A 24,088-nucleotide genomic window follows, 5' to 3' on the forward strand; every position below is an offset into this window, starting at 1 on the left:
CGCCGGTATCGTCGTCGAATCGCAGAACGTCTGGAGGATCGACGGCGACGTCCCTCTCGACGAGGTCGAACGAGCGGTCGGCTATGGGCTGCCGGAGGGCGATTTTGAGACCTTCGCCGGGCTGACGATCTTCCACGAAGGAGGATTTCCCGAGCTCGGTGCCGTCGTCCGCATTCCGTTGCCCGGCGTCCCGGGCGACATCGTCGAGACCGAGAAGCGGCTCCGAATGCTCGACGTCGAGGTGCAAGCGGTGGCGAAACGGATTCCGCAGCGCCTCAGGGCCGTCCTCGTCGAGCTGGATGCCGCCGCATCGGATGGAGAGGGGGCGACGGAATGAGCCAGCCGCTGATCGTCATTCTCGCGACGGTCGCGCTCATCGTGCTGAGCGCGTTCTTCGTCGTCATCGAATTCGCTTTGCTTGCCGCCCGCCGTCACCGATTGGAGGTCGATGCCGAGCATAGTCGATCGGCTCGAGCCGCTCTTCGCGGTATGCGGGAGCTGACGCTCATGCTTGCGGTCGCCCAGCTTGGTATTACCGGCTGCACCTTCGCACTGGGGGCCGTCACGAAGCCCGCGCTCGACTCGGCGCTCGTCCCCGTGTTCACCGAGTGGGGTATACCGCCGTGGCTTGCCGATGCCGCCGCCTTCGGCATCGCTCTGCTCTTCGTCACCTTCCTGCACCTGGTGATCGGGGAGATGATGCCGAAGTCGTGGGCGATCGCGCATCCTGAGCTCGCGGCGAAACTGATCGGTCTTCCTTCTCGCGCGCTCGCCTGGCTGCTTCGACCGTTGCTGATATGGATCAACAGCCTGGCGAACCGTCTCGTGGCCGCGAGCGGTTTCAAACCCGCAGAGCGTCAAGCCATCGGGGGCCAGGACGCCGATACGATTCGGCACCTGGTGGAACACTCGGCTGCGGTCGGCGTACTCGATGACGCCTACCGCGCCCGGCTATCGCAGGTGCTCGAACTCGAGCGCCTCCTGGTCGAGGACCTCCTTCCGGAGAACGAACGCCCGATCACGGCGGTCGGAATCGATGCGACGGTGGCCGACGTGCGAACCGTATCGGCAGACACCGGTCACCTGAGAGTTCTCGTCGAAGGGGGCCGAGTACCGGGCATCGTGCACGTTCGCGATCTGCTGCTCGAACCGGCGGAACAGGTCATCGACGGCCTGACGAGAGCGCCTCTCGAGCTCGATGCCTCGATGCCGGTGTACGAAGCGCTCACCCGGATGCGCGAGGAGGGCGAGCAGTTCGTCATCGTCACGCGCGCCGGAGCGTTCGCCGGTGTTATGACGGTGGCCGACATCGTCAGGCGAATCCTGCCGACGGGAACCCGGGGTGAAATGTAGCGCCTCACACGCGACCTTTCTCCACAGCCGTGATCGTTGCCAGAGCGGGATCGGGGCTCGTCGAAGCAGAATCGACGCATGCATCCGTGGTTGGCCGAAGCGCTCGACGTGCTCTGGCCAGTGCAGTGCGCAGCCTGCAACGAGCCGGCGACCTCGTTGTGCGACGACTGCCTGAGCGCATGGAAAACGCGAACTCTCGATGTCCGAGGCATGGAGGCGACGGTGCTGGGCGACTACGAGGGAGCGCTGCGCGACACCGTGCTCGCGTGCAAGGAGCACGGAGACACGAGCGTCGTCAGGAAGATCGCCGTCCGTCTCGCAGCCGCGTGCCCCGAAGCGGATGCCGTCGCGATCGTGCCGGCGAGTGCATCCGGGCTGAGGAAGCGTGGTTTTCACGCTGTCGACCGGCTTGCGCGCGGAATTGCGAAGCGGCGAAGCATGCGAACGTTTCGACTGCGATTCGCTCGTGCGGGGCGGCAGGAGCAGAAGGAGAGAACCCAGGAGAGCCGTGTCACCGCTGATCGGCAGATGACGTTGCGAAGGCGGCTCGAAGGGGAACGAGTCGTGGTCATCGATGACGTCGTGACGACGGGGGCCACCGTACTCGCCGCGGCGCGTGCCGTCCGGGATGCGGGAGGCACCGTCGTCGGCATACTCGCGGTGGCTCACACGCCCCGCCGAACGGGCTAGGCTGAGGGGTACAACGACGCTAGGAGGTCACAGTGGACATCAACGTCACAGGTCGCAACGCGACGATCACCGATCGGTTCCGTGAATACACGACGGACAAGGTCGGAAAGGTCGAACAGCTGCTGCCGAAAGCGCAGAATCTCACCGTCAAGTTGACCAAGCACGCTACGGCGCACGACGCGCAGTCTGCAGGAGCACGCGTGGAGATCACCGTGCGCGGCCCGGGCGGCGTGATTCGCGCTGAGGCCGAAGGTCCTGACAAGTACCGGGCATTCGACCAGGCCTACCACCGAGTCATGGAGCGTTCGCGCCGCTTGCACGACAAGCGCATCAGCCAGCGCCGCGGCCCGCGTGCCGAGTCGCTTCGAGACGCAAGCGCGGGCGGATTCGCCGACAAGGGCATCCAGCCGGCGAACCCGGACGTCATCGATGCCGTCGCGAACGGCGAGGTGACGGCTGCCGAACAGGGCCTTACCGAGGAAGAACTCGAGTGGTCACCCGTCGTGATTCGCGAAAAGCGCTTCGACGGCGTCGAGCTGACCCCGCGCGAAGCGATCGACCAGATGGAGCTCATCGGGCACCCCTTCTACCTCTTCATCAACTCCGGAACGGGGGAAGCGAACGTCGTCTACCGCCGCAAGGGATGGTCGTACGGCGTCATCTCCCTGGACCCCGCGCAGGAGCAGCGAGCCGCTGGTTAGCGCAACATTCGTCAGAAGCGGTCGACGCACGCGCGTCGGCCGCTTCTCGGCTTCGATAAACCCTTCACATACGCGACACAAAGCTGAGGCGTTACGATGAAGGGTGGTTACCGACTTGTAATAATTCAGGAGACGCACACGTGGCCAATCTGCTAGAAAAAATGCTGCGCGCCGGCGAGGGCCGAATCCGTCGCCGTCTCGAGAAGTACGTGAAGGCCACGGCCGAACTCGAGGATGCGTTCTCGGAGCTCACGGATGAAGAGCTCGCGGCCGAAACTGACGAGTTCCGCGAGCGGTACGAGGGTGGCGAGCCGCTGGATTCGCTGCTGCCGGAGGCATTCGCCGCGGTCCGCGAGGCTGCACAGCGAACGCTGGGCATGCGTCCGTACGACGTGCAGATCATGGGAGCCGGGGCTCTCCACTTCGGCAACATCGCGGAGATGAAGACCGGTGAGGGCAAGACGCTCGTCGCAGCGATCGCGGCCTACCTGAACGCGATTCCCGGCAAGGGCGTCCACATCATCACGGTGAACGACTACCTCGCCAGCTACCAGTCGGAGCTTATGGGGCGCATCTTCCGTGCGCTCGGTATGACCACGGGCTGCATCGTCAGTGGCCAGACGCCCGACGTCCGCCGTGAGCAGTATCAGGCCGACGTCACGTACGGCACGAACAACGAGTTCGGCTTCGACTACCTCCGCGACAACATGGCGCACGATCTCGCAGCCATGGTGCAGCGCGATCCGTTCTTCGCGATCGTCGATGAGGTCGACTCGATCCTGATCGATGAGGCACGTACGCCGCTCATCATCTCGGGCCCGGCATCCGGCGAAGGCAACCGCTGGTACGGCGAGTTCGCGAAGCTCGCGAAGCGCATGAAGGCCGACGTGCACTACGAAGTGGACGAGAAGAAGCGCACGGTCGGCGTTACCGAGGCCGGTATTGAGCTGGTCGAAGACGCGCTCGGCATCGAGAGCCTCTACGAGTCGGCGAACACGCCGCTGATCTCCTTCCTCAACACGGCGATCAAGGCGCGCGCACTGTTCAAGCGCGACACGCAGTACGTCGTCATGGACGGCGAGGTGCTGATCGTCGACGAGCACACGGGCCGCATCATGCCCGGCCGTCGCTTCAATGAGGGCATCCACCAGGCGATCGAGGCCAAAGAGGGCGTCAAGATCAAGGCGGAGAACCAGACGGTCGCCACGATCACGCTGCAGAACTACTTCCGCCTCTACGACAAGCTCGCGGGCATGACCGGTACGGCTGAGACGGAAGCCGGCGAGTTCATGGAGACCTACAAGCTCGGCGTCGTCATCATTCCGACGAACAAGCCGGTGCAGCGAACCGACAACAAGGACCGCGTCTTCGCGACCGTCGAGGGCAAGTTCCGGCACGTCGCGGAGGACATCGAGGAGCGCCACAAGGAGGGCCAGCCCATCCTCGTCGGAACCACGAGCGTCGAGAAGAGCGAGTACCTCTCGAATCTGCTGAAGAAGAAGGGCATCAAGCACGAAGTCCTGAACGCGAAGAACCATGCGCGCGAGGCCGCGATCATCGCGCAGGCCGGTCGTCTCGGCTCCGTCACGGTCGCCACGAACATGGCCGGTCGAGGAACGGACATCATGCTCGGCGGTAACGCAGAACACCTTGCCGTCCAGCGGATGAACGAGCTGGGGCTCGACAGCGAAGAGCAGGCGGAAGAGTACGAAGAGAAGTGGGATGAAGTCTACGCCGAGGTCAAGGCCGAGGTTGCTGAGGAGGCCGAGAAGGTCATCGAGGCGGGCGGCCTGTACGTGCTCGGCACGGAGCGTCACGAATCCCGCCGCATCGACAACCAGCTGCGCGGTCGTTCCGGCCGTCAGGGCGACCCGGGTGCCAGCCGCTTCTACCTCTCGATGCAGGATGACCTCATGCGTCTCATGGGCGGGTCGCTCTTCGAGCGCTTCTCGCAGATCGACCCGGAAGAGGACACCGAGCCGATCGAGATGCGCATCGTGTCGAAGGGCATCGAGAATGCGCAGGGCCAGATCGAGCAGCGCAACACCGAAGTGCGTAAGAACGTGCTCAAGTACGACGACGTCATGAACCGCCAGCGCAAGACGATCTACGACGACCGGCGGCTCATCCTCGAGGGCGACGACCTGCAGGAGCGCGTGAACGCCTTCATCGACGCCTCGGTCGGTGACATGGTGCTGGAGTACACGAGTGCCGGAAACAGCGACGACTGGGACCTCGATGCACTCTGGAACGACCTCAAGACGATCTACCCGGTGTCGTTGTCGATCGATGAGGTTGTCGCCGAGGCGGGAGACAAACTCTCATCCGATCTGCTCGTTCGCGAGCTTCGTTCGGACGCGCACATCGCGTACGACACCCGAGAAGAGGAGCTGACCGAGCCGGTCATGCGACAGCTGGAGCGCCGCGTCGTCCTCTCTGTCATCGACAGGAAATGGCGCGACCACCTCTACGAGATGGACTACCTGCGTGAGGGAATCGGCCTCCGCTCGCTTTCTCAGAAGAACCCCGAAACCGAGTACCAGAACGAGGGCTTCAAGCTTTACAAGCAGATGATGGGCGCGATTCGCGAAGAGTCGGTCGGCTTCCTGTTCAATCTCGATGTGCAGGTACAGCAGACCGGTGATGCAGAGGCCCCCAAGGTCACTGGCGGCGGCTTAGATGCGCCGACCGTGGATACGAGCAAGATGACCTACTCCGCACCCAGTGAGGATGGTTCGTCACAGGTGTCGAAGACCGGCGCGAAGCAGTCTGCTGCGTCGCAGAAGAAGCGGCAGCGCTCCGGTAACCCCGCTGTCCGCCAGGCTGCGAAAGCCGATGCTACGGCAGGAAACCGTGCGCAGAGGAGAGCGTCTGCGAAGCAGGCGAAGAAGCAGGAGCGCGGTGCATTCGGTCAGGTGGAGGACTAGCCGAATGCCGTTCGGTTAGGGGCAGTTCGAGACGGTTTTCACGGGTGCAGACGGCATCCAGACCGATAAGAACCGTCTGAACCTCCAGGGCTCTATCGGCACCGATGACGTCTGAGTGCCGGCAGTCACCGTCAAGATGGACGGTATTGCGGCTAACCGGCGACGACGCGCCTACATCGCGAGGAGCTCCTGCAGCAGATCGTAGGAGTTGCGGCCGAGCATCGACCCTGAGACGGTGTCGGAGACGAGCGTTGAGAACACGGCGCCGACGTAGCCGGCACCCGTGTCGGGGTCGACTGCCGTCACCCATCCGGAACCCGAGATGCCGGGGGAGATCGTGCACGACATCGTCAAGTGCGGCCAGTGCATGTCACCGAAACCCAACTGCGTGCTCGAGCAGACGCGCTGCCTGCTGCCGTCGAACGGCTCGTTGGTCGGGTAGCCGACGAACTGCGCCCCGTCGAACTGCTGCGTGAAATTGACGCCCTGCCCGCCCGTGTACTCCTGCACGTTGGCGCCCGAGCTGCTCGCGTGCAGCCGGATCCAGGCGTAGTCGTACGCCCATCCCTCGCCGTATGAGGAGCCGTCCTCCTCGTAGGCGGTGTCGGCGAAGATCGATGGGACGATCCAGCGGTCGCCCTCCCACGTGCCGTAGGGTGCGTGGGAACCGTTTCCCGCCTCCGCGGGGACGAACTGCACGCGTTCGGCCATCTCGCGGTATATGGGGCTGTAGAGGCAGTGGGCGGCTGTGAGGACGATGTTGCCCTCATCGCTGTTGACGACGGTGCCTGAGCAAGTGCCGTGCCGGTCACCGGGCCACGTCATGTAGAGGCGACCGGTCGTCTGCGTCACGAACGAGCCCTCCGACTCGCTGAACTCACGCGCGTCCGAGACGTTGCCGAGCGGGACCGAACCCGGCTCCGGGTTTCCGCTCGAGGGCGGGATCACGAGGTCGTAGGGGGTATCCGTGGAGACTCCCGAGCCTGATTCCAGCGGGTTCCCGTCGCGAACTTCTCCGAGCGCACCCGGGTCTTGTGTCGGGCTCGGCGGCTCGGTCGGCGTCGGGTCGGTCGGCGTCGGGTCGACAGGAGTCGGTTCGATCGATGGCGGCTCGGAGGTGGGCGGAATCGGGTCGGAAGCCGTCGGAATAGGAGGAGCGGGAGGCCCGGACGACCAGCTGGCGAGACTCGGGAGGAAGATGCAGCCGGAGAGCGAAACTGCGAGCGCTGCGGCAACGGAGGTGGCTCTCAGCAAGCGCCGTCTCATGCCGATGCTGCCCGGGAGGGCTGACACACGGTGTTGGCGTTTGCGCATTCTGTTACCCCTGCAGCTCGAGACCTACTTCCAAATGAAGATGGTACGCCGAGTCGCTGTGCGAATGCCGTCAGTGCTGCATTGCGGCGATCAGCACGGCGGCCCAGTGGCAGCCGAATGCGATGACCGTGAGGGTGTGGAAGATCTCGTGGAATCCGAAGTGGTTCGGGAAGGGGTTGGGTCGCTTGAGCGCATATGCGAGGGCCCCGACCGTGTACGCGACACCGCCCGCGATGATCAGCACGGTCATGGGAACGCTGAACGCGAGCAGATCGCCCATGTACATGACCGCCGCCCATCCGAGGATGACGTACAGGGGTACGTACACCCATCGGGGTGCGCCGACCCAGAAGACGCGCGCAGCGGTGCCGAGCAGTGCGCCGCCCCAGACGAGCGACAGCAGCAACGTGGCCTTCGCAGGGGGGAGCGCTAGAACCGACATTGGCGTGTACGTCCCGGCGATCAGCAAGAAGATGTTGGCGTGGTCGATGCGACGCAGTGCTGCCTTCGCCTTCGGGCCCCAGTTGAAGCGGTGATAGAGGGCCGACATGCCGAAGAGTACGACGCTCGCGGCCGTGAAGATCGCTGAAGAAAACCTCGCTGCCGGCGTCGGAGCGAGCGAAACGAGGGTGAGGCCGGCCAGTAGTGCCAGCGGCACCGTGGCGGCGTGGATCCAGCCGCGCAGCGCCGGCTTCACATCTTGTGCGGGGGGCGTCGCGGGTTCGCTCACAGTGCTCGGCCGTTCCAGGAGTTGGGCATTACTCGTCACATGAAACAGTGTAGGGCGTACACCTGTGCTGCGTCTATGCTCTATACGGTTTCACCTGGGCTACCGTAAGAAGGTGCCGAAATCGCGCTCGTGGCCCTCGTTGGCGTACCGCTACTATCAGCGGCGTCTGCGCAAAGACATCCAGCGCACACGAGTGCCAGGGCACATCGCGATGATTCTCGATGGCAATCGACGCTGGGCGCGGCTCAATGAGCTCGCCTCCGTCGGTCACGGGCATCGAGCGGGTGCTGCGAAGATGGTCGAGTTCCTGCAGTGGTGCGACGACCTCGGCGTCAAAGTCGTGACGCTGTACCTGCTGTCGAACGACAACGTTTCCGGTCGCGCCGAATCCGAACTGGCCGATCTGTTCGACATCATCGCCGATCTCGCACGCCAGGTGTCGCAGACCGAGAACTGGCGGGTCAGGCACGTCGGTAACGCGACCGAGCTGCCGGCGGGGCTCTGCAGCGCGCTCGTGGAGGCGGCGGGCGAGTCGGCATCCCGCGACGGCATGCAGGTGAACCTCGCCGTCGGCTACGGCGGTCGCAGCGAAGTCGTCGATGCCGTGCGCGAGATTCTGGCAGCGCACGAGGGCTCGACGAAGGAGCTCGCAGATAAGCTCACCCCAGCGCTCATCGCGGCAAACCTCTATACGAAGGGGCAGCCGGATCCGGATCTCGTCATTCGCACCTCTGGGGAGCAACGGCTCAGCGACTTCATGCTGTGGCAGAGCGCCCACTCCGAGTTCTACTTCATGGATGCGCTCGGGCCCGACCTGCGCGAGGTCGACCTGCTTCGCGCCGTGCGGGACTTCGGCCTGCGGAGTCGCCGCTTCGGGCGCTGATCTGTCGGTCGCTGCGGATTCGGTGAACATTTCGTGCCGTACGCGTGTCTTTCGGCGCCAAGGGGTGCATCGATGACTAGCGTCAGCAGTGTCAGAGGCAAATCAGCGATATGAGGCGGCCGATATGACCACAACACAACCAAAAAGCTCGGGTCGGAAGCGCACGGAGGAGGCGCATCCCCAGGAGGCAGTCTTAAGAACGTTCGTGCTTGACACGAGCGTTCTTTTGTCTGATCCGGGGGCTTTGCATCGTTTCGCAGAGCACGAGATCGTGATTCCGGTCGTCGTCATCGCGGAGCTCGAGAAGAAGCGCCACGATCCGGAGATCGGCTACTTCGCTCGCAAGGCGCTGCGGAACCTGGACGAATTGCGGCAGGTGCACGAACGCCTGGACTTCCCCGTTCCTACGGAGTACGGCGGAACCCTGCGAGTCGAGTTGAACCACTCGAACCAGCAGGTGCTGCCGAGCGGGTTGCAGCTGGGTGACAACGATTCGCGCATTCTCGCTGTCGCGATGAACCTCGCGAACGAGGGCTTCGATGTGTGCGTCGTGTCGAAAGACATGCCGATGCGCGTGAAGGCATCCTCGATCGGGCTCGCGGCCGAGGAGTACCTCGCGGAGCAGGCCCTGGATTCGGGCTGGACGGGAACTGAGGAGATCGCGCTGTCCGGCGCCGAGGTGAACGACCTCTACGAGAACGAGGAAATCGATTCGGGAGCCGTCGCCGACCTGCCGGTCAACACGGGTGTCGTCATAACCTCCGAACGGGGGAGCGCACTCGCTCGCGTTGTGGCTGCGGGGAGGGTCAAGCTCGTGCGCGGCGATCGCGACGTCTTCGGTGTGCACGGTCGCTCGGCGGAGCAGCGACTCGCAATCGATCTGCTGCTGGACGACAGTGTCGGGATCGTGTCGATGGGCGGCTCGGCGGGAACCGGCAAGAGCGCTCTCGCGCTCGCGGCCGGTCTCGAGGCCGTCATGGAGCGTCGCCTGCACAAGAAGATCATCGTGTTCCGTCCGCTGTACGCCGTCGGTGGCCAGGAGCTCGGGTACCTGCCCGGCGACCAAAGCGAGAAGATGAATCCGTGGGGCCAGGCCGTCTACGACACGCTGGGTGCCGTCGTCAGCGAGAACGTGCTCGATGAGGTCATTGATCGCGGGATGCTCGAGGTGCTGCCGCTCACGCACATTCGCGGGCGCAGCCTCCACGACGCGTTCGTGATCGTCGACGAAGCGCAATCGCTCGAGCGCAACGTGCTGCTCACGGTGCTGAGCCGGATCGGTCAGAACTCCAGGGTGGTTTTGACGCACGACGTGGCCCAGCGCGACAATCTGCGCGTCGGCAGGCACGACGGCGTCGCGAGCGTCATCGAGACGCTCAAGGGCCACAAGCTGTTCGGGCACGTGACCCTGACCCGATCGGAGCGGAGCGAGATCGCAGCGCTCGTGACGAGCCTTCTCGACGGTTAGCGGCAGAAGCATCACGCGGGTGGTGCTGAACACTTGACACGCCCCTCGGGCCGCTTGCGTTCAGCACCACTCGCAGGTCTACAATCGAGAACTACGTCTAGACGAACATTTTATTTCAGTCGACCGAGATGAGGTTCCCGTTGGCCGTTTCGAGACCGTTGTTTTCCGCCGCCGCTGCGCTCGCGGTCGTGTCGTTGTCGTTGACGGCGTGCTCCTCGAGCGATGAAGGGCCCGGCGAGCTACCGCTGACGGTGTACGCCACAACCGGGTATCTCGCAGACGCGGTGGCGAACATCGCGCCGGATGCCGAAGTCACGACGATGGTCGGGCCAGGGGGAGACCCGCACACCTACCAGCCTTCGACGCGGGACATCCAGACGATTCAGTCGGCCGATGTCGTGTTCTGGAACGGACTCTTCCTCGAGGCGCAGATGATCGACCAGCTCGAGAGCCTCGGCGAGCGGCAGCTCGCGGTCGGCGAGCAGCTGCCGGAGGAACTGCTGCTCGATTGGCCGGAAACGGATCACGAAGGCAATGCGCTCTTCGACCCGCACGTGTGGAACAGCCCGGACGCATGGTCGCTCATCGTCGCGAACATCGCCGAGAAACTCGCGGACGCGGACCCGGACCGGGCATCCGAGTACACGGCCAACGCAGAGCGCTATATCGAGGAGATCGAAACGGTCGCGCTGGAAGCCGAGGAGTTGCTCGCGGATGTTCCCGAACCGCGCATCCTCATCACCGGCCACGACGCTTTCGCGTACTTCGGCGAGGCGTTCGACCTCGAAGTGTACGCGACCGACTTCATCTCGACGGAGGCCCAGTTGAGCGCCGAGGAGCTCTCGGGGCTCGCGAACCTCATCGCCGAGCACGAAGTGCCCGTGATCTTCCAGGACAACCAGGCGAATCCGCAGGCGATTACGAGCCTGCGCGAGGCGGTGCAGTCGCGTGGCTGGGACGTCGAGATCTTGGACGCGGAACTGTACGCGGACTCGCTCGGAGCCGAACCGGGTGTCGACACGTACCTGGGTGTTTTCGAACACAACGCGCGATCCGTCGCAGAAGCCCTTGGACGGTAGCGGCATGGAGGAGACAAGCCCTCACCGGAACGACACGATCGTCTGCAGCACGAACAACCTCTCGGTCGCGTACGACGAGCGGCCGGTGCTGCGCAGGGTCGACTTCGCGGTGCCGAGCGGCGTCGTCATGGGCGTCGTCGGGCCCAACGGCGCAGGAAAATCGACGCTCATCAAAGCCATGCTCGGGCTCGTTCGGCCGCTCACCGGCTCGGCCGAGTTTTTCGGGAAGCCCCTGCAGAGGGTTCGACGCAGGGTCGGATACATGCCGCAGTCCACGAGCGTCGACTGGGACTTCCCGACGACCGTGCGGGATGTCGTCACGATGGGCACCTACGGCGGCCTGGGCTGGATCAAGCGGCCCGGCAGACAGGAGCGGGAACGGGCCGAGCTGGCCCTGGAGCAGGTCGGCATCCCCGACCTGGCTGCGCGCCAGATAGGTGAGCTGTCGGGAGGGCAACGACAGCGTGTGTTCCTGGCGCGTGCGCTCGTGCAGGCCCCGGACATCTTCTTCATGGACGAGCCCTTTCAGGGGGTCGACGCGAAGAGCCAGCAGGCCATCGTGCGCGTGCTGCACGAACTGCGCGAACAGGGCAAGACCATCGTGATCGTGCACCACGACCTCGCGACCGTGCGCGACTACTGCGATCAGGTCACCCTCCTGAGCGGCGCGATCGTCGCGTCCGGGCCGGTCGACGACGTCTTCACCGCCGAGAACATCCGGGTAACGTACGACTCCGGTGAGGAGTTCCCGCTGACGGGAATCGCATGATGAGCCCGCTCGACTTCTTCGACAACCACACCTACCGGACGATCTTCTCCGGTACCGTCGTCATCGGCCTCGTCGCAGGTGCGCTCGGCAGTTTCGCCTACCTGCGGAAGCAGTCGCTCATCAGCGACGTCATTTCGCACGCAGCGCTGCCGGGTACGCTGCTGGCGTTCCTCGCAGCAGTCGTCGTGCTGGGCACCGACGGGCGCAACATGGTCGGCCTCATCGTCGGAGCCGTCGTCATCGGCACGATCGCGGTACTGTTCGCCAACGGTGTCAGCCGCCACTCGAAGATCAGGATCGACACGGCGATGGCGGTCGCGCTCACGATCTTCTTCGGTGCCGGGATGCTGCTGATGCGCGTTATCGCGAACGGGGCCTTTCCCGGCAAGGGCGGCATCCAGGACTATCTCTTCGGTAACGCATCGGTCATCACGAGAGCCGATCTCGTCACGAGCATCGTCGTCGGAGCTGTCGCGTTGGTGCTCATGCTGGTGTTCTGGAAGGAGTTCGCGCTGCGCACATTCGACCCCGATCACGCCTCCGTGCTGGGATTCAGAGCTCGGGTGATCGACACGCTCATGTTCACGACGATCGTGATCGCAACGGTCATCGGGGTCAAAGCGGTGGGGCTCGTGCTGATGGTTGCGTTCGTCGTGACTCCTCCTGCAGCGGCGAGGCAGTGGACCAGGACACTGCGGGGGATGGTCGTGCTCTCAGCCGTCTTCGGTGCGGTCGGCAGCGGTGTCGGAGCCTATCTGTCGATCGCCATGGGTAATGTGCCGACCGGTCCGCTCATCGTCCTGACGATGTTCGCGATCTTCGTGCTCTCGCTCGTATTGTCGCCCAGGAGAAGCATCGTCATGCACTTCGTCGGGAGAATGAGAGCGAGAGCGACTCTGAAACGCGAACTCACGGGGTCCGCATCGTGAGCTTCGTCGTCGGAACTGCGCTCCTGGCCGTCGTGACGGCACTCGCGTGCGCTCTGCCGGGGGCATTCGTCGTGCTCAGGAAGAACTCGATGCTCGTGGATGCCATAGGCCACGCCGTACTTCCGGGAATCGTCGTCGGCTACTTCTTCACGCACAGTCTCGACTCACCGCTGTTGATCATCGGTGCGGCGCTCTCGGGGCTCGTCGTCGTCATCGGCAACGAGTGGCTCATCCGCACGGGCCTCGTGACGGGCGACGCACCACAGGGTCTGATCTTTCCGGCACTGTTCAGCGTCGGTGTCATCCTCGTGTCCACGAACTTCGCGCACATCCATCTCGACACCCACGCGGTGCTCGTGGGCGATCTGAACCTCGCGGCGTGGCATCAGCTGACCGTGGGAGGCGTCTCGATAGGGCCCTCGTACCTGTACGTCATGCTTGCCGTACTCGCGTTGAACGCGCTGTTCCTAGCCGTCTTCTACTCTCGGCTGAAGGTGACGACGTTCGACCCGCAGTTCGCAAGAACGCTCGGCATGCGCGTCGGCCTTTTGAATGTCTCGTTCATGTTCCTCGTCTCACTGACGGTCGTTGCAGCCTTCAACGCAGCCGGCGCGATTCTCGTGATCGCGCTCATGATCGTGCCGGGCGCGACGGCGTACCTGCTCAGTCGGCGACTGCCCGTGATGCTCGCGTTGACCGTGGTCTTCGCTGTGGGCGGCGCGCTCGGGGGGTTCTGGATCGCCTACGCACTGAACGCTGCGACCAGCGCGGGCATGGCCGTCTTCTACGGTGTCGTGTTCGTCGCCGTGTTCATCGTGATGAGACTCATGCGTCGTCGAAGGACTGCACACGAACAGCGTCCGTCGCAGCGGCTCCGAGCGTCAGCGGCTCGGGCCGCCCCTCGAGTATGACGCCGACGGCGCCGGAGAACGGGCTGCCGGCACGGAGGCTGAGCCGCGTCCCGACCCCGATGCCGTGATCCGCGAGAAACTGCAGCAGCTCCGGGTCGTCGTCGGCTATGCGCTCGACACGGGCTTGTATACCGGGTTCGAGTGACGTCAGCACGACGGTGTCGGGAACGCGCATCGTGCCGTCCGCCATGGGTATCGGATCACCGTGCGGATCACGATCGGGGTGGTCGAGGTGCTCGTCGATGCGGTGCACGAGAAAGTCGGAGACCGCGTGCTCGAGCGCCTCCGCTTCGTCGTGCACTTGATCCCAGCGGTACCCGAGCACCCGCACCAGGAAGGTCTCGATGAGCCGGTGGCGTCGCACCATCTGCACGGCGTGCGCGTGCCCCTGGGTCGTCAGCGAAACAGGGCTGTACGGTGTGTGCTCGATGAGGCCCTGCTTCGCCATCTTCCGCACGGCATCGGATGCGGTCGAGAGCTTGACACCCACTTTCGCTGCGAGCGCGGAGGGCGTCACGGGGTCATCCGACCACTCCTGCAGGCTCCAAATGGCTTTGAGATAGTTCTGTGTGCTGGCTGACAGCTGCGAGACGGACACGCGGAGACAGTACCAAACTCCCGGCCCCCACGGTTGTGGATAACGCAGCGCACGCCGGCGCCAACGGTCGCTACCGTACCGCTATGGAGCAGCGAAGCTGGAGCCTCACCACCACCGATCTCATCGCGGGCGGTCTTTTGGCCCTCGCGGTCGTCGCGGTGACGGCGCTGGCAGGGCTGCACTGGCTCACAGCGGTCGGTGTCGGAGCAATTGCGCTCGTCGGTCCGGCGCTCGCGCGGATCGATATCGCCGTGCGTAGGCTGCCGAATCCGCTCACCCTGCCGACCCTCGCGGTTGCCGCAGCCGTGACGATGATCCACGCGCTGTCCGGCAACTGGCTCGGCCCTGCCGTTGCGGCGGGATGCGCACTCCTGCTCGCTGTGCTCGCTTTCGCCGGTGGAATGGGCATGGGCGATCTGAAACTGGGAGCAGCCATCGTTCTGGCCGTCTCGGGAACACCCCTGGTGCCGCTCGTAGCGCTCAGCGCATCCTTCGTGTTCGGCGGCCTGGCGGGGCTCGTCATGCTCGTGTTCGGGCATCGGACGTTGCCGTTCGGCCCCTTCCTCCTGCTGGGGCTCCTCGCAGCGTTCGCGGTCGATTGCTTCGTTCCGTGACAATCCGAATTGGGGAGTGTGCCGAGAGTTGTTACCGCTAGGGGAGTCTCGTTAGAACCCCCAGGAGACTTTCATCCGCAAGCGCTCACTCACCCTCGCGGCGTGGAACGCCCGTTGAGACCGTCGAGGACGTCTCGATCGACGGTGCGCACGGCGGGATTCTCGGCATCGTCGGGACCGCATGTCCGGCGCCCTCTCTCGGTCTATATCGCCGACCAAGCAATTATCTCGATGGTTGCCGCTATTGACCGAGAAGAGGCACCGCGTTCGCGCTTGCTCTAGTCGTGTAAGCCGGTCCAGTACGCGGCGAACGCCAACTGGTCGGCGAATTCGGCGGCCTGCGCATCCTTGGGTTTGCCCATCCCGTGACCTGCCCTCGTGTCGACCGACAGCAGGACCGGGGCGTCACCAGACTGCACCCGCTGGAGCTCCGCAGCGAACTTCAACGAGTGCGCCGGCACGACGCGGTCGTCGCGATCGGCAGTCGTGATGAGTGTCGGCGGGTACTCCGTGCCCTCTCGAAGATTGTGCAGCGGGGAGTATGCGCGGAGGTACTCTGCGACCTCCGGGTCGTCCGGGTCGCCGAAGTCGGACTTCCAGGCCCAGCCGATCGTGAACAGGTGGTACCGGAGCATGTCGAGCACGCCCACGCCCGGCAGTACGGCATCCCACAGTTCGGGGCGCTGCGTGAGGGCAGCACCGGCGAGCAGGCCCCCGTTGGACCGACCGTGCAGCGCGAGCGTGGAAGCGATGCCGTGCTCGCGCACGTACTCGGCGACCGCGAAGAGGTCGTCGAAGACGTTCTGCTTCCGCTCGAGTGTTCCGGCGCGATGCCAGTCGGACCCGAACTCGCCGCCGCCGCGGAGGTTCGGGACCACGAGCGTTCCACCCGCCTCGACCCACGCGGCGAGCACTGCACGAAACTCAGGGTTCATGGGAATGTTGAACCCGCCGTAACCCCAGATCAATGTGGGGCCCTGCACCGGCTCCTTGCGAACGACGAAGGCGGGAACAACCGTGCCGTCCTTGCTGACGGGGCGGATGCGCTCGGTCGTCGCCTCGATCGAGGATGCCGCTCTGGATGCCCGGCTCGTGACTCGCGTGCCCTCCGTGTCGATGCGGTGGACGGTGCCCGCGTCCACGAAACTCTGCGTGCCGACGAAGACGGCCCTGCTCTCCTCGGAGGTGTTGACAGCGACGATCGAGACGCCCTCCGGCAGCGGGAGATGCTCGCCGGGCGTTCCGTCGAACGCGAACAGCTGCGCTCTGTGGCTCGCGTCGTGGGAGTACGTCAGCACGAGTGCGTCGCTCGTGAGATCGGCATCCAGCAGCACGTCCTCATCGTGCTCCGGCACGATCGTCGACTGCTCGCCGGAGAACAGATCGAAGGTCACGAGCCGATAGCGCGGCGAGTCGGCGTCGGTGACGACGAAGAGACGATCTTCGCGGATGCCGATGGGAGTCCATTCGTGCTCGTGACCCGTCACGAGATCCCGGTAGACGTAGTCGTCGTGCGCGGCTACCGAGAGGTCGTTGCCGCTCGACGAACCCGTGTCGGTGGAGAGCACGAACCAGTAGTCGTCGCTGGGGTAGTGGCGGGCGAACAGCTGCGGGTTCTCGGACTCCCAGAGCACCGCGTCCTCTTCCGTGCTCTCGCCGATACCGTGCACCCTGAGCTGACCGTGCGCCATCTGATCGGTGAGGGCGTTGCCTTCCGGTGCCGGGTATGCCCAGTACGTGAAAGAGCGGCCTCCCGGCATCCACTCGGGGCGGTTCCACTTCGCCCACTCGACGGTATCGGGCAGCGGCTGCAGCGTCTCGAGGTCGAGCACGTGCAGCGTCCGCCAGTCCGAGCCGCCGTCGGAGGTTGCGTAGGCGAGCAGTGAGCCGTCCTGATTGAAGCTCGTGATGGTGACGGCGATCGTGCCGTCGTCCGAAAGCGCGTTGGGGTCGAGCACGGTTTCGCCGTCGTCGATTCCAGTAAGCGTGCGGGATCGCAGTAGCACAGGCTGATTCCGGCCGTCGCTCCTCCAGGCGTAGAGCCAGCCGCCGTGCTCCGCGGGAGCCATGGTTCGCGGAGCGGTCAACAGCTTCGTGAGGCTCTCCCGGAACCGTGCGCGCATCGGCAGCTGCTCCAGGATCGGTTCACTGACCTCGTTCTGCTTCCTGATGAATGTCGCGGTTTCCTGCGAGTCCGCATCCTCGAGCCATCGGTACGGGTCATCGGGCAGTGTCTCGTCGCGGCGCGCTTCGGGGTACGGATGCATGGTGTCAGTCTACGTGCGCTCGTTGCGGCAAACATGAAACCTGAACCACCTGTCATGTTATGGTGAAGATCGCGGATTTCCGTGGACCGTTCAAAGGCGAAAGGCAAAGCAGTGCGCAAGTCAACGAAGATTGCGGCGGTGGGTATTCTCACCGCCGGCCTAGTGCTCACAGGGTGTGCTCCCGATCAGTCGGGAGGTGACGAGGGCACGGGCGGCAACACGCCAGTGAACGTCGGCATGATCACCTCGATAACCGGCCCTCTCGCAACGTACGGCGAGGCATACCGGCACGGGTTCGAAGCGGGGCTCGACTACGCGACCGGAGGCACCGGCGAGATCGATGGCATCGACCTCACGATCGAATGGGTCGACGATCAGGGCAACCCCGACACCGCGGTCAATCAGTCGAAGGACCTCATCGGCCAGGGTTTCCAGATTCTCGCGGGTTCCGCAGCATCCGGTGTCGCGCTGCAGGTGTCGGAGCAGGCAGCGCAGAACAACGTCTTGTTCATCTCCGGCCCCGCCGCGACCGACCCCGTCACCGGCATCAACGACGAGACGTTCCGCTCCGGGCGGCAGACCTACCAGGACGTCGCGACCGCAGCGACCTTCCTCGACGACCTCGAAGATGCCAAGATCGTGGTGTTCGCGCAGGACAACGCGTTCGGGCAGGGCAACGTCGATTCGGTCGAGGCGGTGCTGGGCGCCGAGGGCGCCGACGTCGAGTCGATTCTCGTCGCCGAGGACGCCACCGAGTTCACGCCGTTCGCGCAGCAGATCCGCTCCGCCGACCCCGACCTCGTGTTCGTCGCGTGGGCGGGAGCGACGACGGGTGCGATGTGGGAGGCACTCGCGCAGCAGGACGTGCTTTCCGATACGACGGTCGTGACGGGGCTCGCGGACAGGGCCTCGTACCAGGCCTACGGCCCGGGCACCGGCGACATCGACTTCCTGAACCACTACTTCCCAGGCGTCACGGATAACGAAGCGGCGCAGGCGATGGACGCGTACCTCGAAGAGGCCGGGCACGAGGCAGACCTCTTCACGGTCGACGGTTTCGTCGCGGCGCAGATGCTCGTGCACGCGATCACGGAAGGCAGGGGCGACGTCGATGCGATGATCACGGCGCTCGAGGGCTGGAGCTTCGATTCGGTCAAGGGCACGCTCACGATTCGCGCCGAGGATCACGCGTTGATTCAGCCGATGTTCCACGTAGGGATGGTCGAGGAAGACGGCGTCTGGGTGCCGGAGCTGCTCGACACCGTCGACGGCGAATCGGTCGCACCTCCCGTCGCGGAGGACTGATGAACGACCTCGCGCTCGAACTGCACGAGATCGGCCTCCGCATCGGTGGCGCCAAGATCCTCGAGGAGGTATCGTTCGGCGTCGCCGAGGGCGAGATGGTCGGTGTTATCGGCCCCAACGGCGCAGGAAAGACGACGCTGTTCAACGTGATCAGCGGTCTCATGCAACCGACCGGCGGCTCGCTCACGATGTCCGGCGACGACATCACCCGCGCATCCGTGCACGGCCGGGCGCGAGCCGGTATCGGCCGTACTTTCCAGACCTCCAGCGTCTTTCCCGATCTCAGCGCGCTCGAGAACGTGCGCATCCCCGCGCAGATCAAGCTCGGTGGTGCGACAAGCCCCTGGCTGTTCCCGAGAAAGCACGATCGGGCAACCGCGGAGGCGAGGGAACGCCTGGAGGAGGTCGGCCTCGACGCCCACTTCGAGACGAACGCGGGAGTGCTGTCGCACGGCGATAAGCGCAAGCTGGAGATCGCGATGCTCCTCGCCACCGAGCCGTCCGTCGTACTCCTCGACGAACCTATGGCAGGCGTCGGCTCAGGGGACGTGCCGGGGCTCGTGGAGATCATCCGCACACTGCACAGGTCGGGTCGAACGGTGCTGATGGTGGAACACCACATGGAGGTGCTCCTCGGCCTCGTCGACAGGGTCGCAGTCATGCATCACGGAAAACTGCTCGCGATCGGCACGCCCGATGAGATCACGGCGGATCCGCGTGTGCAGGAGGCGTACCTGGGGGCGGCTGTATGAGCGAGCAGCAACAAGACACTGCGGTGCTCAGCGTGCGAGGGCTTTTCGCATCGGTCGCGGGGCAGCAGGTCGTGGAGGACGTCAGTTTCACGGTTGCCGACACGGGCGTGACAGCGCTGCTCGGACGCAACGGCGTAGGAAAGACCTCGACGATCAAAGCACTGCTGGGGATCATCGACCGAACCGGTGAGATCACCTACCGCGGTTCGTCGATCGATAAGCTCCCGACCCACAGGGTCGTGCAGCGCGGCATCGGCTACGTGCCGGAAGACCGCGAGGTGTTCGGTTCGCTGACGGTGGAAGAGAATCTACGGCTCGCCATCCTGGGAGACAGCGGCAATCGCGAGACGGTGGACAGGCTCTTCCCCGAGCTGCGCCAACGCGCGAAACAGCAGGCGGGAACGCTCTCGGGCGGTCAGCAGCAGATGGTTGCACTCGCAAGAGTGCTCATGGAACAGCGCGGACTGCTGCTCGTCGACGAGCCCACGAAGGGTCTTGCGCCTCGCATCGTCACCGAGGTCACGGAGGCGCTGAAAGCTGTTGCAGAGAAGACTCCCGTGCTGTTGGTCGAGCAGAATCTGCAGGTCGTGCGCGACCTGGCGCACTCCGTCATCGTCCTCTCCGGCGGCCGAGTCGTGCACACGGGAGACGCACGGGAATTCCTCGACTCCGACCTCGTGCACCGCTATCTCGGGGTCACCGCGGGAAAGGACGACGCATGAGCACCATCCTGCTGTTGCTGATCACCGGCGTCGGCCTCGGCGCGCTCTACTTCCTCGTCGCGAGCGGCCTATCGCTGATCTACGGCCTCATGGGCGTGCTGAACTTCGCGCACGGGTCGTTCCTGACGCTCGCGGGCTTCCTCGGCTGGGAGGTCGGCCGCCGGGTCTCCGACGGCACCTGGGCCGGTCTGCTGATCGGGATGCTCGTCGGCATCGCGACCGGCGCGATAGCGGCCGCGATCACCGAGCTCGTCTTCATCAGGAAGCTCTACAACCGGCACATCGAGCAGGTGCTCGTGACCGTCGGCCTCGGGCTCGCAACCGTCGCGCTGTTCGAGGGCATCTGGGGCAGCGACCCCATCCGGATCGCGAAGCCCGCGTGGCTGGGGCAGACGACGAACATCCTGGGCGCCAACATACCGAACGACCGATGGCTGCTCATCGGCTGCGCGGCGCTTGTGCTCGGGCTGATCGTACTGTTCCTCAAGAAGACGAAGTACGGGCTCATCATCCGCGCCGGTGTCGAGAACCGCACCATGGTCACGGCGCTCGGCATCGACGTGCGGCGAGCGTTCACGATCGTCTTCGCAATCGGCGGTGCCGCGGCCGGGCTGGGAGGCGTGCTCGCCTCCGTCTACTACGGCCAGGTCGCAGCGCACCAGGGCACGTCGCTCCTGATCTACGCGTTCATCGTGACCGTGATCGGCGGCCTCGGCTCGCTCTCCGGAGCAGCCATCGCCGCCGTCCTGGTCGCGGTCATCCAGCAGTTCGCGAACTTCTACCTGGGCGGCACGGGGGACCTTGCGGTCGTCCTGGCGCTCGCGGCGGTACTGCTCGTGAAACCCACCGGTCTGCTCGGCAAGAAGACGACGCACTAGGGGACGGCAATGCAACGATTCTCATCCATCTGGTTCAAGATCGGCATCGGCGTCGCGCTCATCGTCGTCGCTGCTGTCCTCCCGCTGCTCGCGATCAACATCCCCGGCATCCTGCCCGGGCCGACCTACACACCCGGCACGCTCTCGATGCTCGCCTACGCGATGCTCATCGCAGCGCTCGCACTGAGCTACCACCTGCTGTTCGGCGTCGGCGGCATGCTCTCGTTCGGTCACGCACTGTTCTTCGCCGCAGGGGCCTACGGGCTCGCGGTCATGATGCGGCTGTTGGCACCGCAGGTGCCCGAATCGGCGGTGTTCCTCATCGCCATCATCCTGACACTGGGCCTCGCCGTCGCGGTCGGCAACCTCGTCGGCGCCCTCGCACTCCGTGTCACCGGCATCTCCTTCGCCATGGTGACGCTCGCGTTCGCGCAGGCGTTCAACGTGCTCGTGCGACGAAACACGGGTGGCCTCACGGGCGGCGAAGAAGGCGTGACGGTGCCGGTCAACTTCCTGCCGGACGCGCTCGTCGGCGTGCTGAACACCCGGAACCTGTACTGGCTGGCGCTCGCGATCCTCGTCATCGCCTACCTGGTCTGCGTGTGGGTGCAGAACTCTCGCTTGGGCCACGTGCTCGCGGCAACGCGCGAGAACGAACTGCGCGTGCGCGTACTGGGTCTGCGCCCGTACACGGTGCGCCTGTTCGTGTTCGCCGTCGCGGGCGTCCTGGCGGCGGTCGCCGGCATAGGGTTCGTGCTGCTGCAGTCGGGTGCGACGCCTCGCATCACGATCGCAGACTTCACGCTGACGCTGCTGGTCATCGTCGTGCTCGGCGGCGTCGGCTATCGCTGGGGCGCGATCGTCGGCGGCATCGTCTACACGATCCTCGACCAACGGCTCTCCGCACTCGCCTCGAGCGGCTGGATCCAGTCGCTGCCCGACGTGCTGCGCATCCCGCTCTCGGAGCCGCTGTTCATCCTCGGCATGCTGTTCGTGCTCGTGGTCATGTTCGCCCCCGGCGGGATTGCGGGCCTTGCGAAGACGCTGACAACGCGCTCCGCCAAGGGCGTTCGCACAATGGATGTGAAAGCATCGGCAAATGGGCAATGACGCACTGACGCTGGGCCGCTGGATCAGCGACGCGGCTCGCACCGAACCCCGCAGAGTCGCGATCGTCGATCGCGGTGTCTCAGTCGGATACGGGGAACTGGAGTCGCGAGCCGGCGCGCTTGCGATGCGGATGCGCCAGGCGGGGTTCGGGTCCGGTACGCGCATCGCGACGCTCAGTGGATCGACGGCGGACCAGATCGTGCTGTTCTTCGCTTGTGCCAAGATCGGTGCAGTCCTCGTGCCCATGTCGTGGCGGCTGACGTCGCGCGAACTCGCCGCGCAGCTGCAGCTGAGCGAACCCGCGCTGCTCGTCGTGGAAGACGAGTTCCAGCGATTGGCGAGCGCTGCGACGGACACGATCGAGATCGTCACGATGGGCTCAGCCGGCATCGAAAGAGCGGTGCCGGATGCCGTGGCGGCTCCCGATGCGAAGGAGCGGGTCGAGGACCACGACCCGCTGCTCATGATCTTCACATCGGGCAGCTCCGGCCGGCCGAAAGCCGTCGTGCTCACGCACGCGAACTGCGCCTGGGCGAACATCTCGCTCGCCCGCGCGAACCCCATGCGTTCCGACGATGTCGTGCTGCAGGTGCTGCCGCAGTTTCATGTCGCCGGCTGGAACATTCAACCGCTGCTCGCCCTGTGGGTGGGAGCAACGCTGGTGCTCGAGCGCACGTTCGACCCCGGTCGTACCCTGGCATTGATCGAGCGTCACGGCGTGACGGCGTTCATGGGAGTTCCGACGATCTTCAGAGACATCGTCGAGCATCCCGACTTCGATGCGCGCGACTTGACGTCGTTGCAGACGGTCGTCGTGGGCGGCGGCCTGATCGATGCGGCGACGTTGACGCGCCTGCGCGAGCGAGAAGTGCACCCCATGCAGGGCTACGGTCTGACGGAAGCCGGGCCGAACGTCACGATCGACCTCGGCGGCAGCAACGGTACGTCTATAGGAAAACCGTATCCGGGTGTCGACCTCGCGGTGCTCACCGACGGGCGTATCGAAATCGGCCCCGCGAAAGGAGAACTGCTGGTCAGGACGCCGGCGGTATTCTCGGGCTACTTCCGCAATGAACAGGCGACGAACGCGGCATTCTTCGACGGCTGGTTGCGCACCGGCGACCTCGTCGAACGCCGCCCGGACGGCGCCGTCGCGTTCCTCGACCGCATCAAGGACATCGTACGTTCCGGTAGCGAGACGATTGCTCCTCTCGAAGTCGAGCGAGCCCTGGTCTCGCACCGGCAGGTGCGCGATGCGGCTGTCGCGGGCATCCCGCACGAGCGCTGGGGAGAACGGCTCGTCGCCTGGGTCGTGCTCGAAGAAGAGGTTCACGATGACGAGCTCGTCGACCATCTGCTGCCGCAGATCGCGAGATTCAAAGTGCCGAAAGAGTTCGTTCGAGTGCGTGCCATCCCGCGCACCTCGAGCGGGAAAGTGCTGCGGCGTGCGCTCGCGGCGACCATGATCCAGGAGCGAAGGTGAACGAACCGAGAACGAAGCGCGGAGAGCTGACGAAGACGAAGATTCTGACGGCAGCCGAGGAGGTCTTCGCCGAGCTCGGGTATCAGCTCGCGTCGATCACGAAGATAACGCAGCGGGCTGGTGTCGGACAGGGCACGTTCTACCTGTATTTCTCGTCGAAGCTCGATGTGTTCGAGCAACTCGTCGAGGATCTCAACCGCAGGGTGCGCCACGCGATGAGCGAAGGAGCAGCGCGCGGCGCGAACCGAGCCGAGTCGGAGCGGGAGGGATTCCGCGAGTTCTTCCGATTCACGGCCGAGCATCCGGCGCTCTACCGCGTCGTGCGCGAGGCTGAGCAGGTATCGCCCGCATCGATGCGAGGGCACTACGAGCGCATCGTCAGCGGTTACATCGATGGTCTGCAGGACGCGCTTCGCGAAGGCGAGATCGCCGAGCAGGACCCAGAGGTGACGGCGTGGGCGCTCATGGGCGTCGGCGAGATGATCGGCATGCGCTACGTCCTGTGGGAACGCGAGCAGGAAGCGCGCATTCCAGAGCACGTGTTCGACGAGATGGTCGCCTTTGTGCAGCGAGCGCTGGGCACGGGCCGAGACGAGAGGGGCTGA

At 64.9% G+C, this 24,088-nt stretch carries 23 protein-coding genes; 19 read left to right on the forward strand and 4 right to left on the reverse strand.

Annotated features, from left to right (window positions below):
• The 5 genes from Q0O95_RS05735 to secA form a co-directional block, all read left to right on the forward strand.
• Positions 1 to 337 (forward strand): transporter associated domain-containing protein (locus tag Q0O95_RS05735; protein ID WP_293696283.1); only part of this gene is annotated, 337 nt, incomplete at its 5' end.
• Positions 334 to 1,353: a CNNM domain-containing protein gene (locus Q0O95_RS05740; RefSeq protein WP_293696284.1), complete on the forward strand. Its 1,020-nt coding sequence runs from the start codon at positions 334 to 336 to the stop codon at positions 1,351 to 1,353. The genes Q0O95_RS05735 and Q0O95_RS05740, both read left to right, overlap by 4 nt.
• 78 nt (positions 1,354 to 1,431) lie before the next feature.
• Entirely contained in the window at positions 1,432 to 2,043 is a 612-nt protein-coding gene (locus Q0O95_RS05745) for a ComF family protein (protein WP_293696286.1), read from the forward strand.
• A 32-nt stretch (positions 2,044 to 2,075) separates the two neighbouring features.
• A complete protein-coding gene (raiA, locus tag Q0O95_RS05750) occupies positions 2,076 to 2,744 on the forward strand; it encodes a ribosome-associated translation inhibitor RaiA (protein ID WP_293696288.1) in 669 nt (222 codons plus the stop codon).
• Positions 2,745 to 2,884: 140 nt separating this feature from the next.
• The gene (secA, locus tag Q0O95_RS05755) at positions 2,885 to 5,671 is read left to right on the forward strand and encodes a preprotein translocase subunit SecA (protein ID WP_293696290.1); all 2,787 of its coding nucleotides are present in this window, start codon (positions 2,885 to 2,887) and stop codon (positions 5,669 to 5,671) included.
• 171 nt (positions 5,672 to 5,842) lie between these two features.
• On the opposite strand, the gene Q0O95_RS05760 is transcribed toward secA, so the two are convergent.
• Together Q0O95_RS05760 and Q0O95_RS05765 are read right to left on the reverse strand one after the other, a co-directional pair.
• Positions 5,843 to 6,925 carry a trypsin-like serine protease gene (locus tag Q0O95_RS05760; RefSeq protein ID WP_293696292.1) on the reverse strand — a complete coding sequence of 361 codons (1,083 nt, stop codon included), beginning with the start codon at positions 6,923 to 6,925 and terminating at the stop codon, positions 5,843 to 5,845.
• A gap of 130 nt (positions 6,926 to 7,055) precedes the next feature.
• Positions 7,056 to 7,733, reverse strand: a complete 678-nt coding sequence (locus Q0O95_RS05765) for a hemolysin III family protein (RefSeq protein WP_293696337.1) — start codon at positions 7,731 to 7,733, stop codon at positions 7,056 to 7,058.
• 94 nt (positions 7,734 to 7,827) lie between these two features.
• Between Q0O95_RS05765 and Q0O95_RS05770 the strand changes: the two genes are divergently transcribed.
• The 6 genes from Q0O95_RS05770 to Q0O95_RS05795 all read left to right on the forward strand — a co-directional run bounded on the left by Q0O95_RS05770 (position 7,828) and on the right by Q0O95_RS05795 (position 13,754).
• A complete protein-coding gene (locus Q0O95_RS05770; protein WP_293696294.1) occupies positions 7,828 to 8,598 on the forward strand; it encodes an isoprenyl transferase in 771 nt (256 codons plus the stop codon).
• 124 nt (positions 8,599 to 8,722) lie between these two features.
• Positions 8,723 to 10,066 carry a PhoH family protein gene (locus tag Q0O95_RS05775; RefSeq protein ID WP_293696296.1) on the forward strand — a complete coding sequence of 448 codons (1,344 nt, stop codon included), beginning with the start codon at positions 8,723 to 8,725 and terminating at the stop codon, positions 10,064 to 10,066.
• 140 nt (positions 10,067 to 10,206) lie between these two features.
• Positions 10,207 to 11,145 (forward strand): metal ABC transporter substrate-binding protein, encoded by a 939-nt coding sequence (locus tag Q0O95_RS05780; protein WP_293696298.1) that lies wholly within the window; start codon positions 10,207 to 10,209, stop codon positions 11,143 to 11,145.
• 4 nt (positions 11,146 to 11,149) lie between these two features.
• The gene (locus tag Q0O95_RS05785) at positions 11,150 to 11,914 is read left to right on the forward strand and encodes a metal ABC transporter ATP-binding protein (protein ID WP_293696299.1); all 765 of its coding nucleotides are present in this window, start codon (positions 11,150 to 11,152) and stop codon (positions 11,912 to 11,914) included.
• Positions 11,911 to 12,843: a metal ABC transporter permease gene (locus Q0O95_RS05790; protein WP_293696301.1), complete on the forward strand. Its 933-nt coding sequence runs from the start codon at positions 11,911 to 11,913 to the stop codon at positions 12,841 to 12,843. The genes Q0O95_RS05785 and Q0O95_RS05790 overlap by 4 nt, the downstream gene beginning before the upstream one ends.
• Positions 12,840 to 13,754: a metal ABC transporter permease gene (locus Q0O95_RS05795; RefSeq protein ID WP_293696303.1), complete on the forward strand. Its 915-nt coding sequence runs from the start codon at positions 12,840 to 12,842 to the stop codon at positions 13,752 to 13,754. The genes Q0O95_RS05790 and Q0O95_RS05795 overlap by 4 nt, the downstream gene beginning before the upstream one ends.
• Here Q0O95_RS05795 and Q0O95_RS05800 read toward each other — a convergent pair.
• Positions 13,669 to 14,352, reverse strand: a complete 684-nt coding sequence (locus tag Q0O95_RS05800; protein ID WP_293696305.1) for a metal-dependent transcriptional regulator — start codon at positions 14,350 to 14,352, stop codon at positions 13,669 to 13,671. The genes Q0O95_RS05795 and Q0O95_RS05800 overlap by 86 nt on opposite strands.
• A gap of 83 nt (positions 14,353 to 14,435) precedes the next feature.
• Here Q0O95_RS05800 and Q0O95_RS05805 point away from each other — a divergent pair, with 83 nt between their 5' ends.
• On the forward strand, positions 14,436 to 14,966 hold the full coding sequence (locus Q0O95_RS05805) for a prepilin peptidase (protein WP_293696307.1): 531 nt from the start codon (positions 14,436 to 14,438) through the stop codon (positions 14,964 to 14,966).
• A 278-nt stretch (positions 14,967 to 15,244) separates the two neighbouring features.
• On the opposite strand, the gene Q0O95_RS05810 is transcribed toward Q0O95_RS05805, so the two are convergent.
• Complete coding sequence (locus tag Q0O95_RS05810) at positions 15,245 to 17,233, reverse strand: prolyl oligopeptidase family serine peptidase (protein WP_293696309.1); 1,989 nt, start codon at positions 17,231 to 17,233, stop codon at positions 15,245 to 15,247.
• A 111-nt stretch (positions 17,234 to 17,344) separates the two neighbouring features.
• Here Q0O95_RS05810 and Q0O95_RS05815 point away from each other — a divergent pair, with 111 nt between their 5' ends.
• From Q0O95_RS05815 to Q0O95_RS05845, 7 genes are read left to right on the forward strand one after another with little or no spacing between them, the layout of a single operon-like run.
• Positions 17,345 to 18,538, forward strand: coding sequence for a substrate-binding domain-containing protein (locus Q0O95_RS05815; RefSeq protein ID WP_293696311.1), 1,194 nt, complete (start codon positions 17,345 to 17,347; stop codon positions 18,536 to 18,538).
• On the forward strand, positions 18,538 to 19,290 hold the full coding sequence (locus Q0O95_RS05820) for an ABC transporter ATP-binding protein (RefSeq protein WP_293696313.1): 753 nt from the start codon (positions 18,538 to 18,540) through the stop codon (positions 19,288 to 19,290). The genes Q0O95_RS05815 and Q0O95_RS05820 overlap by 1 nt, the downstream gene beginning before the upstream one ends.
• On the forward strand, positions 19,287 to 20,012 hold the full coding sequence (locus Q0O95_RS05825) for an ABC transporter ATP-binding protein (RefSeq protein ID WP_293696315.1): 726 nt from the start codon (positions 19,287 to 19,289) through the stop codon (positions 20,010 to 20,012). The genes Q0O95_RS05820 and Q0O95_RS05825 overlap by 4 nt, the downstream gene beginning before the upstream one ends.
• Positions 20,009 to 20,890 (forward strand): branched-chain amino acid ABC transporter permease, encoded by an 882-nt coding sequence (locus Q0O95_RS05830; RefSeq protein ID WP_293696317.1) that lies wholly within the window; start codon positions 20,009 to 20,011, stop codon positions 20,888 to 20,890. The genes Q0O95_RS05825 and Q0O95_RS05830 overlap by 4 nt, the downstream gene beginning before the upstream one ends.
• A 9-nt stretch (positions 20,891 to 20,899) precedes the next feature.
• Positions 20,900 to 22,000: a branched-chain amino acid ABC transporter permease gene (locus tag Q0O95_RS05835; protein WP_293696319.1), complete on the forward strand. Its 1,101-nt coding sequence runs from the start codon at positions 20,900 to 20,902 to the stop codon at positions 21,998 to 22,000.
• On the forward strand, positions 21,990 to 23,483 hold the full coding sequence (locus Q0O95_RS05840) for an AMP-binding protein (RefSeq protein ID WP_293696321.1): 1,494 nt from the start codon (positions 21,990 to 21,992) through the stop codon (positions 23,481 to 23,483). Before Q0O95_RS05835 ends, Q0O95_RS05840 begins: the two co-directional genes overlap by 11 nt.
• Positions 23,480 to 24,088, forward strand: coding sequence for a TetR/AcrR family transcriptional regulator (locus Q0O95_RS05845; RefSeq protein ID WP_293696323.1), 609 nt, complete (start codon positions 23,480 to 23,482; stop codon positions 24,086 to 24,088). The genes Q0O95_RS05840 and Q0O95_RS05845 overlap by 4 nt, the downstream gene beginning before the upstream one ends.

Origin of the sequence: uncultured Agrococcus sp., assembly GCF_945915485.1 — a bacterium.
Lineage (GTDB): Bacteria > Actinomycetota > Actinomycetes > Actinomycetales > Microbacteriaceae > Agrococcus.